The sequence below is a fragment of the Halomonas sp. genome (genome assembly GCF_029263665.1).
Classification (GTDB): Bacteria; Pseudomonadota; Gammaproteobacteria; order Pseudomonadales; family Halomonadaceae; genus Halomonas.
This window is the reverse complement of sequence record NZ_JAJUFQ010000017.1, coordinates 87,841-100,994: the sequence shown is the minus strand read 5'-3', so window position 1 is coordinate 100,994 and position 13,154 is coordinate 87,841. Positions and strand designations below refer to the sequence as shown.

General features: G+C 59.0%; 12 protein-coding genes. 9 read left to right on the top strand and 3 right to left on the bottom strand.

The annotated features are described in order from the left end of the window. The 7 genes from Q1K07_RS15760 to Q1K07_RS15730 all read left to right on the top strand — a co-directional run bounded on the left by Q1K07_RS15760 (nt 1) and on the right by Q1K07_RS15730 (nt 8,423). Complete coding sequence (locus Q1K07_RS15760; RefSeq protein WP_300312901.1) at nt 1-951, top strand: helix-turn-helix domain-containing protein; 951 nt, start codon at nt 1-3, stop codon at nt 949-951. A 217-nt stretch (nt 952-1,168) separates the two neighbouring features. Next, nucleotides 1,169-2,383, top strand: a complete 1,215-nt coding sequence (locus tag Q1K07_RS15755) for an aspartate aminotransferase family protein (protein ID WP_300312898.1) — start codon at nt 1,169-1,171, stop codon at nt 2,381-2,383. Nucleotides 2,384-2,430: 47 nt separating this feature from the next. Continuing rightward, nucleotides 2,431-3,501 carry an arginine N-succinyltransferase gene (locus tag Q1K07_RS15750; protein WP_300312896.1) on the top strand — a complete coding sequence of 357 codons (1,071 nt, stop codon included), beginning with the start codon at nt 2,431-2,433 and terminating at the stop codon, nt 3,499-3,501. Beyond that, nucleotides 3,501-4,544, top strand: a complete 1,044-nt coding sequence (gene astA, locus Q1K07_RS15745) for an arginine N-succinyltransferase (protein ID WP_300312893.1) — start codon at nt 3,501-3,503, stop codon at nt 4,542-4,544. The genes Q1K07_RS15750 and astA overlap by 1 nt, the downstream gene beginning before the upstream one ends. Next, nucleotides 4,544-6,013 (top strand): succinylglutamate-semialdehyde dehydrogenase, encoded by a 1,470-nt coding sequence (gene astD / locus Q1K07_RS15740; RefSeq protein WP_300312890.1) that lies wholly within the window; start codon nt 4,544-4,546, stop codon nt 6,011-6,013. Before astA ends, astD begins: the two co-directional genes overlap by 1 nt. Further along, nucleotides 6,010-7,365, top strand: a complete 1,356-nt coding sequence (gene astB, locus Q1K07_RS15735) for an N-succinylarginine dihydrolase (protein WP_300312887.1) — start codon at nt 6,010-6,012, stop codon at nt 7,363-7,365. The genes astD and astB overlap by 4 nt, the downstream gene beginning before the upstream one ends. A 131-nt stretch (nt 7,366-7,496) precedes the next feature. Further along, nucleotides 7,497-8,423: a DUF808 domain-containing protein gene (locus Q1K07_RS15730; protein ID WP_300312885.1), complete on the top strand. Its 927-nt coding sequence runs from the start codon at nt 7,497-7,499 to the stop codon at nt 8,421-8,423. An 85-nt stretch (nt 8,424-8,508) separates the two neighbouring features. On the opposite strand, the gene Q1K07_RS15725 is transcribed toward Q1K07_RS15730, so the two are convergent. After that, nucleotides 8,509-9,978, bottom strand: a complete 1,470-nt coding sequence (locus Q1K07_RS15725) for a PepSY domain-containing protein (RefSeq protein WP_300312883.1) — start codon at nt 9,976-9,978, stop codon at nt 8,509-8,511. 18 nt (nt 9,979-9,996) lie between these two features. Continuing rightward, the gene (locus tag Q1K07_RS15720; protein ID WP_300312880.1) at nt 9,997-10,449 is read right to left on the bottom strand and encodes a DUF2946 domain-containing protein; all 453 of its coding nucleotides are present in this window, start codon (nt 10,447-10,449) and stop codon (nt 9,997-9,999) included. A 136-nt stretch (nt 10,450-10,585) separates the two neighbouring features. Here Q1K07_RS15720 and zapE point away from each other — a divergent pair, with 136 nt between their 5' ends. Together zapE and Q1K07_RS15710 are read left to right on the top strand one after the other, a co-directional pair. Next, nucleotides 10,586-11,776: a cell division protein ZapE gene (gene zapE, locus Q1K07_RS15715; RefSeq protein WP_300312878.1), complete on the top strand. Its 1,191-nt coding sequence runs from the start codon at nt 10,586-10,588 to the stop codon at nt 11,774-11,776. A 171-nt stretch (nt 11,777-11,947) separates the two neighbouring features. Next, a complete protein-coding gene (locus tag Q1K07_RS15710; RefSeq protein ID WP_300312875.1) occupies nt 11,948-12,433 on the top strand; it encodes a GNAT family N-acetyltransferase in 486 nt (161 codons plus the stop codon). 100 nt (nt 12,434-12,533) lie between these two features. Here Q1K07_RS15710 and fdxA read toward each other — a convergent pair whose 3' ends face one another. Then, entirely contained in the window at nt 12,534-12,857 is a 324-nt protein-coding gene (gene fdxA, locus Q1K07_RS15705) for a ferredoxin FdxA (protein ID WP_300312872.1), read from the bottom strand. Nucleotides 12,858-13,154 lie beyond the last annotated feature (297 nt).

Here is a 13,154-nt window from a genome sequence, read left to right as displayed (position 1 = left end):
ATATGTCGGGTAGGTATCCTGATGTTGCCTGGGCAGGTGCCGCTGGACCTGGTTGGGCCCTGGCAGGTATTGCACTGTGCCCAGCGTCTTTCATCTTCCTTCGAGGTAAGCTATTTCGGGCCCTGTGAGTCGGTGGACTGGCTGGGCCCTTTGCGCTTGAGTGGCATGCAGCCGTTACCGGAGTCCCTTGAGCACCTCGACTTGCTGGTGGTGCCGGGACAGTACGCGGCAGCCATCGACCCCAGCATGCAGCAGACAGCGGTCAACTGGCTGCGCCAGCGGGGCAATGAGCCTGGCCAGGTCATGGGCATCTGTTCCGGCACGCTGCTGCTGGCTGAGGCGGGGCTGCTATGCGGTCGTCGTTGCACGACGCATCACGATCTCGTCGAGCGCTTGAGCAGGTTGGCGCCAGCTGCCAGGGTTCAGCGTGACTGCATCTTCGTCGATGATGGGCGGGTACTGACCAGCGCCGGTATTTCCACCGGCATCGACACCATGCTGCATTGGCTGATTCGACGCTTTGGTCATGAATTGTCCCTGGCCGTTGCCCGGGAGATGGTGCTCTATCTGCGTCGCAGCGGTCAGGAGCCGCAACTGGGCATCTGGCTACAAGGGCGCAATCATGTGGATGCGCGTATTCATCGACTGCAGGATCGTCTGACCGAGGCCCCGCAACAGGATTGGGACATGCCGCGAATGGCGGCAGAAGTGGCTCTCAGCGAGCGTCATCTGCGTCGGCGCTTTCAACGGCTCACTGGCATGTCGTTGCCGGAGTATCTGGCGCGTCTGCGCTTGAACATGGCCCGGCGCTTGATGCAGGAAACATCACTTGGCCTGGCGGATATCGCCGAACGTGTCGGATTGCAGGATGACCGCCAGCTACGCCGGGTCTGGGGACGCTACGAGCAGGACTCACCGGGAGTATGGCGGCGGCGCTGCTGCCAGTCATGAACGTCGCAGGACGATCTGACGCTCTTTCTTGCGCACGCGTTTTTTCTATCATCGCGTCCTTGTCTGCTGGCGGATTTCAGCCTTTATGAAAATCCGGGTCCCATTGCTGAAAGCCTGAAATCACGGCTCTCCCTATACTCGAATGACACAATGAAACACCTCCCGTCGCTGGAGTGTTCCAGAACGGATGTCATCACCGAACAAGCGGAGAGCCCACATGAGCCATACCCCGACCCGTGCCGACTTCGATCAGTACATGGTGCCCAACTACTCACCGCAGAAGGTCATTCCGGTGCGCGGCGAGGGTAGTCGCCTTTGGGACCAGGACGGTCGTGAATTTATCGATTTTGCCGGTGGCATTGCGGTGAACTCTCTGGGCCATTGCCACCCGGTGCTGGTCGACGCACTCAAGGCACAGGCCGACAAGCTCTGGCACCTGTCCAATGTCTACACCAATGAACCTGCGCTGGAACTGGCTCGTGAGCTGACCGAGCGAACCTTTGCTGACAAGGTCTACCTGTGTTCATCCGGTGGTGAGGCCAACGAGGCTGCCTTGAAACTGGCTCGTCGCTGGGCCCATGACAACTATGGCGAGCAGAAGAACCGGATCATCTCCTTCAACCAGTCGTTCCATGGCCGTACCTTCTTCACTGTCAGCGTTGGTGGTCAGCCCAAGTATTCCCAGGGTTTCGGCCCGGTACCGGGAGGGATCGTGCATGCCGAGTTCAACAACCTGGACAGCGTGCGTGCACTGATCAACGACGATACCTGCGCCATCATGGTGGAACCGATGCAAGGTGAGGGCGGGCTGAAGCCGGCGACACCCGAGTTTCTCGAGGGGCTGCGTGAACTGTGCGATACCCACAACGCGCTGCTGATCTTCGACGAAGTGCAGACAGGCGTTGGTCGTACCGGCTCTTTCTATGCCTATATGGACTATGGGGTGACGCCGGACATCATGACCAGTGCCAAGAGCCTGGGTGGTGGCTTCCCGGTGGGAGCCATGCTGACCACTGATCGTGTAGCACCGGCCATGGCGATTGGCACGCATGGTTCGACCTACGGTGGTAATGCTCTGGCGTCTGCCGTGGCTCTGGCGGCTGTCCGTCACATCGATACTCCTGAAGTCCTTGGTGGCGTGGCCAAGCGCCATGACCTGTTCCGTGAACATCTCGAAGCCATCAATCGCAAGCATGGGGTGTTCAAGGAAGTTCGCGGCATGGGCCTGTTGATTGGTGCCGAGATGGCGCCGGAGTACAAGGATCGCGCCAAGGACATCCTGCCGTTGGCCATTGAAGAAGGTCTGATGGCGCTGGTTGCCGGTCCTAATGTGTTGCGCATGGCTCCGTCACTGGTGATTCCGGAAGCCGATATTGCCGAAGGTATGCAGCGTCTTGAGCGTGCCATCGCACGCCTGGTCGCAGGCAAGTGATGGCAGATAGTCAATCGGATGCAAGCGCCTTGCGAGGAGGCAACCCCATGCTGGTCGTTCGCCCCACACGGCTTTCCGACCTGCCAGCCCTTGAACGGCTGGCAGGGAGTGCGACGCCGCGGCTGACCAATCTGCCCGCTCATCGTGACCGCCTTGAGGAGCGCATTGCGCGCTCCCAGCGGGCGTTCGCCGCTGAGGTTGACGGCCCTGGTGACGAGCACTACACCTTCGTGCTCGAGGACACGCAAAGAGGCGAAGTGGTGGGCACGGCTACCATCCGTGCCTTGGCAGGTGCCAACGAGGCCTATTACACCTACCGCCAGGAAACCCTGATCCATGCCTCGCATCAGCTCAATGTGCGCCGTGAAGTTCAGACGCTGGCCTTGTCCCACGAGGTGTCCGATGCCAGCCTGCTGTGCGCGCTGTCACTCGATGCCCGCTACAAGGGCACCAGTGCCGAGAGTCTGCTGCGTCGGGCACGGCTGATGTTCATTGCCCAGTATCCTGAGCGCTTCGCTGAAGTATTGGCGATGGCGTTCCCGGGGTATCTGGACGATGACAATGAGTCACCGTTCTGGAATAGCGTCGGGCGTCATTTCTTCGTGCGTGACTTCCAGGACATCAACTACATCGCCGGGGTGCGCTCAAAGAGCTTCATTGCTGAAGTGATGCCGCAGTTTCCGCTGTATCTTGCCTTGCTGACCCCCCAGGCCCGTGCCGCTATCGGCCGCGAGCACCCGGCTCATGAGCCGGCACTGGACGAGATGCTGGCCGAAGGTTTCCTGCGCTCGCGCCATGTCGACCTGTTTGATGCAGGCCCTATCGTCAAGGGTGAAAGAGCACGCCTGGAAACCTTCCGTCGTGCTGCCTGGCATCCGGTACGTATTCGACCAGAGCATACTTTGCCCGATGCGGAACCCGCGATGATCGCCAATCAGCGCCTTGATGACTTCCGCTGCATTGTTGCGCGTTATGCGTTGTCGCCGACGGGGCAGTTGATGCTGTCGCCGCAACACGCCGAGCTGCTGGGCGTGGAAGAAGGTCGTGCTGTGCTGGTTGCGCCGCTGACGCTTCCCGGTGGTGAGCTGGATCCAGGATACGATGAGGGAGAGCTGTAATGCGTATTCGACCGATTAGCGACAGCGATCTCGACGGACTGCAGTCACTGGCCAGAGAGACCGGGGTGGGCTTTACCTCACTGCCGGACAATCGTGAATTTCTTGCCGAGAAGATTGCCTCGGCGACCCGCTCCTTCACTGAAGCGACGCCGATTGACCAGCGTCTGTACTTTTTTGTCCTTGAAGATGAAGAGCAGGGCAAGCTGGCAGGATGCTGTGCCATCGATGGTCAGGTGGGGCGCGAAGTGCCGTTCTACCACTATCGCGTGGGTACCCTGGCCCACTCATCCAAGCAGCTTGATCTGCATCGCACCATCGATACGCTGTTCCTGAGTTCCGACCATACCGGTGACGCTGAAGTCGCATCATTGTTCCTGCGCCCGCAATACCGTGGTGATGACCGGCGCCAGGAGCGCAACGGCGCCATGCTGTCGATGATGCGCTGGCTGTTCATGGCTGAGTTCCGGGACCGTTTTCCGGACAAGGTGCTTGCCGAAATGCGCGGACGTTTCGACGAGAACGGGCGCAGCGCTTTCTGGGAGTGCCTGGGCAGCAATTTCTTCCCCATGGATTTCAACGAAGCCGACCGCCTCACCGGGATGGGACAGAAGAGCTTCATCGGCGAGCTGATGCCCAAGTTCCCGATCTATACCCCCTTCCTGTCCGAAGAGGCGCGTGCCTGTATCGGCCAGGTTCATGACCAGACGCGCCCGGCTTTGGCCATGCTCAAGAAGCAGGGGCTGCGCTGGGAAGGCTATATCGACATCTTCGATGGCGGCCCCACCGTGGAAGCCTATATCGATGACGTCAAGGGCGTGCGTCTGTCGCACCACGCCCGGGTCGAGATTGACCCTAATGCACAGAGTACAGGACGTCCCCAGTGGTTGGCGGCGACCACCAGCATGGCCGGGTTCCGCGCGGCATGGGTGGGACGTGGTCCCGACGCCAATGGTGTCGTGACGTTGAATGATGATGAAGCTCGCAGGCTTGAGGTCGTCTCCGGCGACACCCTGCGCATCCTGGATACTGACGAGGAGGCGTGATGAAGCCGACCCAGAAAATTCTGATCGACGGCCAATGGCAGGACGGTCAGGGAGATGTCTTCAGCAAGACGGATCCAGTGAGTGGCGAAACCCTGTGGCAGGGCGCTGCTGCCAGTGCCGAGCAGGTCACTTCTGCAGTGGCGGCTGCCCGCCAGGCTTTTTCGACATGGGCGCGTACCTCCCAGGAACAACGTCAGGCCCTGGTCGAACGTTTCCGTGAAGTGCTCGAGACGCATCGTGAGGATCTCGCTGCCAGCATTGCCCATGAAACCGGCAAGCCGCTGTGGGAAGCTCGCACGGAAGTCGGCGCCATGATCGGCAAGGTGGCGCTTTCCATCCGCGCTCGTGAAGAGCGCACAGGAGAACGTGAACGTGACCTCGGTGACTCTCATGCGGTGCTGCGTCATCGTCCACATGGGGTGATGGCAGTATTCGGCCCATACAATTTCCCGGGTCACTTGCCCAACGGGCATATCATTCCGGCGCTGCTGGCGGGTAATACGGTCGTGTTCAAGCCCAGTGAGCAGACACCGCTGACAGCAGATCTGACTCTGCAATGCTGGCTGGAAGCAGGGCTGCCTGATGGCGTGATCAACCTGGTTCAGGGGGCGGCCGAGGTCGGTCAGGCATTGTCTGCCGACCCGGGTATCGATGGCCTGCTGTTTACCGGCAGTGCCAAGATCGGTGGTCTGTTGCACCGCCAGTTCGCCGGCCAGATGGGCAAGGTGCTGGCCCTGGAGCTGGGCGGCAACAACCCGCTGGTGGTCAAGGATGTGCCGAATGAAGATGCTGCAGTACTGACCATTCTGCAGTCCGCGTTCCTGTCTGGCGGCCAGCGTTGTACCTGTGCCCGTCGTCTGATGGTTCCTGAGGGCGCTGGCGGTGATCGCCTGGTTGCCTCTCTGACCCGGGCCATCGAGCGCCTGAGGGTTGCCGAGCCCTTTTCCGAGAATGCTCCTTTCTATGGTGGTCTGGTCAGCGTGGCTGCCGCCGATGGCCTGCTGGCGGCCCAGGACGACCTGGAAAGCCGTGGTGGCAAGGTGCTGGCCCGCATGACTCGTCTCAAGGACGGCACCAGCCTGCTGAGCCCTGGCCTGGTCGATGTCACCGGCATCGAAGTGCCCGATGAAGAGCATTTTGGTCCATTGCTCAAGGTATACCGTTACAAGAGCTGGGATGAGGCCCTGGAACTGGCCAATGACACGCGCTATGGCTTGTCTGCCGGCTTGATCGGTGGTGAACGTGCCGACTGGGACGATTTCCTGCTGCGCATCCGTGCTGGCATCGTCAACTGGAATCGTCAGACCACTGGTGCCTCTGGCGATGCACCTTTCGGTGGCGTGGGTGACAGCGGCAACCATCGTCCCAGTGCTTTCTATGCTGCTGATTACTGTGCTTATCCGGTCGCTTCCGTGGAAAGCGAAGATCTCAATCTGCCCGACAAGCTGCCTCCGGGAGTCAGTCTGTGAACGCCGAAGATAACCATTACATTGAAGTCAACTTTGATGGCCTGGTTGGCCCGACCCACAACTATTCCGGGCTGGCTCATGGCAATGTGGCCTCCATGTCTCATGGTGGCCTGGTTTCCAACCCCAGGGAAGCAGCACTTCAGGGCCTGGCCAAGATGAAGGCGCTGAAGGATGCTGGCTACGCCCAAGGTGTTCTGCCGCCTCAACAGCGTCCGGACCTGGGGGCCCTGAGAGCCCTGGGGTTCAGTGGTGATAATGCCCAGGTGCTGGCTCAGGCTGCCGAGCAGGCCCCTCAGTTGTTGCGTGCTGTGTGTTCCGCTTCCAGCATGTGGACGGCCAATGCGGGAACTGTGACGCCAAGCCGTGATGTGAAGGATGCTCGAGTGCACTTCACGCCTGCCAACCTGCAGTCCAGCTTCCATCGCTACCTGGAGCCAGAAACGACTGGACGCGTGCTGGCGGCAATCTTTGCCAGCCAGGAACATTTTGCTCATCATCCGTCGTTGCCGGCCACTCCGGCCTTTTCTGATGAAGGCGCGGCCAACCATACCCGCTTGTGCGGTGAGTATGGTGAGCCGGGTGTGCACTTGTTTGTCTATGGGCGCCAGGCGTTCGGTGGCGACGGTATCGAGCCCAAGCGCTTTCCGGCCCGCCAGACGCTGGAAGCCAGTCAGGCGATCGCTCGCCAGCATGGCTTGAGCGATGACCAGGTGGTCTATGCCCAGCAGCATCCTGAGGCTATCGATGCTGGTGTGTTCCATAACGATGTCATTGCCGTGGGTAATGGGCCGGTGCTGCTCTATCATGAGCTGGCCTTCCGCGATGAAGAGTCGGTTCTGGACGAGTTGCGCACCAAGATGTCCGTGCCGTTGATTCCGGTACGGGTGCCGCTGGAAGCGGTCAGCCTCGAGGATGCTGTGTCCTCTTACCTGTTCAACTCCCAGCTGCTGTCCAATGCGGATGGCAGCATGACCTTGGTCGTACCAGGGGAGTGTCAGGAACGCGAAGCCGTGTGGCGCTGCATTCAGGATTATCTGCTGGCGGGCAACAATCCTATCTCCGAGGTAGTGGTCAAGGACGTCAAGCAGAGTATGCGCAATGGAGGCGGCCCTGCCTGTCTGCGGCTGCGTGTTGTGCTCAATCAGGCCGAGCGTGAGGCCATTGCTGGCCGAGTGATGCTTGATGATGCGCTCTATGCAGAACTGGTGGATTGGGTCGAGCGCCATTACCGTGACCGTCTGGCGCCGGAGGATCTGGCCGATCCCAAGCTGGCTGAAGAGTGTCTGGCGGCGCTGGATGAACTGACGCGTATTCTGCAGATCGGGCCGGTGTACCCTTTCCAGCGAGGCTGAATCCTGAGCCGAACGTTTGTCGTGCCAACTCGCATGCTCCAACGAATCCCGTCGCTATCGGCGGGATTCGCATTTGTGGGGTATGCTGAGTCCCAATCTTCATATCTTCGCAACCCAAGGAGGGAGCCTCTGTGGCCGGAAGTAGTCTGCTGACGCTGATTGATGATATCGCCACGTTACTTGACGATGTTGGCGCGATGACCAAGGTGGCGGCACATAAGACCGCTGGGGTATTGGGTGATGATCTGGCACTCAATGCCCAGCAGGTCAGTGGCGTCAAGGCCGATCGCGAGCTACCTGTGGTGTGGGCTGTAGCCAAGGGATCCTTGCTCAACAAGGCCATCCTGATTCCGGGGGCATTGCTGATCAGTGCTTTCCTACCCTGGTTGGTGACGGTATTGCTGATGATTGGCGGGGCCTACCTTTGCTTTGAAGGCGCCGAGAAGCTCGCCCACAAGTTTCTGCACAAGCATGAGGAAGAAGTGGAACATGAGGCCCGGCTCAAGGCCTTGGCCGATAATCAGACGGATATCCGGGCCTTCGAGAAGGACAAGATCAAGGGCGCTATTCGTACCGACTTTATTCTGTCGGCGGAGATCATTGTCATCTCCTTGGGTACAGTGACCCATGCACCGCTGACGACTCAGATTGCGGTGATGGTGGCCATTGGCCTGTTGATTACCGTGGGCGTCTATGGGCTGGTGGCAGGCCTGGTCAAGCTGGATGACCTTGGCCTCTATCTATCCGGCAAGGATGGCTCTGTGGCCAAGTCGATCGGCGCAATGCTGCTCAAGGGCGCACCATTGCTGATGAAGGGATTGTCGATCTTTGGCACCCTGGCCATGTTCCTGGTTGGCGGGGGAATCCTTGCCCATGGCATTCCTGCGGTACATCACATGATCGAGGATATCGCCGAAGCGGATGTGTCCATTCCCGGCGTTGATGCCATTCTGCATGGTGTCGTGCCGATGCTCAGCAATGGCCTGTTCGGCGTGGTGGTCGGCGCTGTGCTGGTCGCCATCGTGACCGGGGTGCAGAAGGTACGTGGCAAGCACTGAGCGGTTGCGATGAGTGGTCGCTGACAAACGAGACGGGCGCCGATTGTCGGCGCCCGTCTCGTTTTCATGATGTACCCAGGAGGCGTCAGGCCGTTGTGGCCTGGCGCGTACCGACCAGACAACGCACGCCATCGATCAGCAGGAAGATAAGCAGGCTGACTCCCATCACTGGCATGGCATAGCCAAGTCCGAGGCTGATGATGCCGGTCAGCAGCAGAGCAGAAACAGGCAGCCTGCCGAGAGTGTGCCACAGAGGTTGAGATACCGAGGGGCGTCTCCTCCACCACATGGCATAGCCCCAGACCACCATGGTCATGATGCCAATGCCCAGGGCTGTCAGCAGCAACTGGTTGGGACGACCGAACAAGACGCCCATATGAGCATCGATCCCCCAGCGAGTGAGTTTGGCCATCAGCGGGTAGTCGGAAAAAGCGACCTGCTGGAGCACCTGGAAGCTGCTGGGATGGATGCTGACTTCATCCACTTGACTGGGCCAGCTGCGGTCGATTTCGCGCACTTTCCAAGCCTGCTGCTCGCCTGGCACTATCAGCTCGATAAGGCCTGCATCAAGTCCTGCCTTTCTGGCCTGGGCCAATACTCGGTCAAAGTCGCCCAAAGGGAGCTGATGACCAGCATGAGACGCTCCGTGAGCATGATGTTCGGCATGAGGATCATTCATGCTGCCTGCATCGTTAGCATCCAGCTCCACCGAGACGCGAGGAGTGGTCCAGCCACCGGCCTTGAGCACCGTGAAAAAGTTGTTGCCAGCCCATTGCGACCAGGTCATGCCTGTGGCGGACAGTCCCAGCAGACCCACCAGCAGTACCAGGCCGAGGGTGGAATGACGACGGCGTGTGCGTAGCCGTTTGGCTGTACGGTTACGCTTGTCCGGATTCTGCCTGGCCCCCTTAGGGCTGAACCACCAGATGGCCAATCCGCCCAAGGCAGCGATCCATAGCCAGGATGCTGCCAGCTCACTGTAGAGACGACCGAAGTCGCCAAGCAGCAGGCTGCGGTGGAGCTGATCGATGGTCTTGCGCAGCGGCAGCACGCCACTGGTACCGTAGACCGTCAGGTCGCCCCGAACCTCGAGGTTTGTCGGGTCAATGAAGATGGCGCGATGTTCACCGGGCTTCAGGGTGGGGTCGCTGAACATGACCCGAGTCGTGGCTCCCGTTTCAGGGGCGGGGCGCACAGCACTGGGCAGCGTGTCATGTCCCAGATATTGCTGTGCTGCGCCAATTTGTTCAGCCAGGGAGTGAGGGACGGCGTCGGACGTTGTGGCTTCGGTTGACAATGCATGCTGGTAAAGCATCTTCTCCAGTGCTGGGGTGAGCGCATAAAGCGTGCCACTAAGGGCTGCAAAGAAGATGAACGGACCGACCAGCAGGCCGACGTAGAAATGCAGGCGGATTACCAGCGCTTTAAGCGCAGGTATCCAGGAAGCCTTTGATGAGGCTTCGCGAGAATGAGCGGAATGCATGTTTTGGATTCTCTGTTCCTGGAGGAATACCGTCTCTCCATGCCGCTGGGCATAGACAAGGGCCTGAGTCATGGAAGACGCCGAAATCAGTCAGGAAAAGAAAACAGGTGGAGCACGGGTTTCCGGGTGAGCGTATGAACGGGAGGGTGGTGCTCGAGTGCCATTGATGGCAACCGGGGGAGCACTCCGAGGAGGGATCAGGTCGGGCAGGCTCACGGCCATTGCCTGCCCCGGTACCAGGGTGAACAGCACACAATAGCCACAGGCGGACAAGTCATGATGAGAGCCTGATTCAGGACTGCCAGGCAGCTTGCTGAATGGCGAATCACCATGATGACCGTGATGATGCTCGTGTGATGTCTCGGTACTCTGGGCAACCCCAGCTCTTTTATCAACCCCTGTACTGGCAGCAAGTGTGGCGCTGGCTTCGCTCAGGAGCAGGCGTTGAGTCTGGCTGATCACCGGGCCGATAAACATCATCAGCATGGCGAACAGGGCCAGATAGCCAAGCCAGCGTAGGAGGCGAGCATTGAGTGACAACATCAAGAAGCCGTTCAAGCGGGGTGATGGATGGGGCGGTGAATGCCAGGTCAAATGAGTATGACAGCCTACTATAGGTGACCCGCGAAGTGCTGCCTATACCTGTGGTGTAATGACGCAGCAAACAAGGAGGAGATACGTGCCCAATTCGAGCCCCACCGTTGTCATGCAAGCCGATGATAGTGTTTTGACCAGCGTGACATCGCCGCTGTCTCCTCTGGAGGCATACCAGGCAGCCCTGGAGGCGGAGCGTATCGTCGAGGACGCAGCTCAATGGCGTGCCGTCGAAATACTGAATGACTGCCATCAGGCCCTCAAGGGCTCGTCTCTCAAGGCGGATGGACGTGCGATAGCCGGTGTCTATCTGTGGGGAAGTGTCGGGCGAGGCAAGACCTGGCTAATGGATCGTTTCGTGATGGCTTGCCCAGTTCCTGTACGGCGTTGGCACTTCCATCATTTCATGCGTTGGGTACACCAACGCCAGTTTCATTGGCGGGGGCGGCCGGATCCTCTGGCGGCCCTGGCCGAAGAGCTGGTCGCGGAGGTCAAGGTTCTGTGCCTAGATGAGCTGTATGTGGAGGATATTGCCGACGCTACCTTGCTTGGTGGCTTGTTGATCCGGCTTTTTGAGCGTGACCTGGTCGTGATCGCGACCTCCAATCAACCTCCTGCAGAGCTCTATCGCGATGGTTACAATCGTGACCGTCTGCTGCCGGCGATTGCGGCCATGGAACAGCATATGGTGCTGGTACACCTGGATGGGGGCGTCGACCATCGCGAGCATCCGGGGATTGCCTGTCAGCGGTACTTTGTTCAGCGTGAAGGACAACCCAGCGTGATGGCGGATCAGCTTGCCGCGCTTGATCCTGATGCCCGTCGAGATGTGGAGCTGAGGCTGGGCAGCCGTACCATCGCTGCCCGTGGCATGGGAAGGAAGGTGCTCTGGTGCGATTACGCTGCTCTGTGTGAAGCGCCCCTGGCAGCCCTGGATTTCATTGCCCTGTGTGACCGCTTTGATGTGCTGATGCTGGGGCAGGTACCAGCCCTTGCCGGATGTGCGCAGCCGGCACGTATTGCCCGGGGTACCGAAGATGCCAGCGAGCAGGTTCAGGCCGGTGACCGACAGTTGCCCCCACTATCGCCCAAGGATGATGGTGTACGGCGTTTCATCGCGTTGGTGGATGAGTGTTATGACCGCGGTGTTCCACTGATGATTGAAGCGCAAGTGCCGATGGGCGAACTCTACCCTGATGGCCATCTGGCCTTTGCCTTTCGACGCACCCTGAGCCGTCTCAGCGAAATGCAGCTTGAACGTTTTGGACGCGGTTGAAGCCAGAATATCTCGATGAAAACACTGAATAAGCCGACGAGCATGCTCAAGAACAAGGCGCCCGGAGCATAGGAGCCTATGGAGTATAGGTGAGGATTCTGCGCACCGCTGAACGCAGTGATTGAGTAGCGCAGACATTTATGCATTTGTTTTCCAAGGAGGAATCGAGCAATGCGAGCATGGGTCATCGAGCGCCTAGAGGCTGACTCTCCCCATCTGGTTGATGTGGCTGCCTGGACCTATGAAGCCTGGGGGCATCTACACCCTGATAGTGATTTAGAAAGCTGGAGCAAGGAAGTGGCCAGCCTCTGTGGCAATGGTGGCGTACCTTCAGTATTCGTGGCCATGCGTGATGGAAAGCCAGTCGGCACGGCCAGCCTGTCGCCGGACGATATGAGCATCCGTCAGGCATATTCTCCCTGGCTGGCTTCTGTCTTCGTGTTGCCTGAGCAGCGCGGCCAGGGACTGGCTTCGGCTCTGGTACGTCGCGTCGAAGATGAGGCTCGTGAGCATGGTGTCAATCGGCTTTATCTTTATACGCCGGACCAGCAGTCGCTCTATCGTCGACTTGGTTGGCGGGATCTCGAGGAGCTCAGCTATCGCGACGAGGACGTGACGGTGATGTATCAATCTCTCCAGATCCATCACCTTCTCTAGATCCATCATCTTCATCTAGGTCAAACACTTTCCCTGGATACAAAAATCGCCAGGCCCATGCCTGGCGATTTTTGCCTGGGAGACGTTGGCAGGTGCCGGTTCAGCGCTCGAGCTGCTCCAGCTTGCCTTCCTTGCCATCCCATTCCTTGGCGTCTTCCAGCGGATCTTTCTTTTCGGTGATGTTTGGCCACACCTCAGCCAGTTCGGCGTTGATCTCGACAAACTGCTCCTGACCTTCCGGCAATTCATCCTCCGAGAAGATGGCCTCGGCAGGACACTCTGGCTCGCATAGTGCACAGTCGATGCATTCGTCGGGATGGATCACCAGGAAATTCGGGCCCTCATAGAAGCAGTCCACCGGACAGACTTCAACACAATCAGTGTACTTGCACTTGATGCAGTTTTCGGTGACGACGAATGCCATGCCAGTCTCCCTTCCTCTCACCGGATTGGCTGCCGGTGATACTCAAATATGGTGGGTTAGTACGCTACAGACCCTCTCTTCAGAAATTCTCGATCAAGTCAGAAGTTCTCGATCAGAGGGCGCTATTCATTCTTCAGGCTATTTGTTCACTCTATAGGGCGATGTGCTTCAGGACTCATCACCTGAGAATTAAGCCCCTGAGGGTCAAGCACAAAAGCTTTGGCTCATGGCCTATTTCACGCCGTTCGAGGTCTTGCCCGGGCTCGCCACGAGGTGGCCCTGGCGAGCATTCTCTTA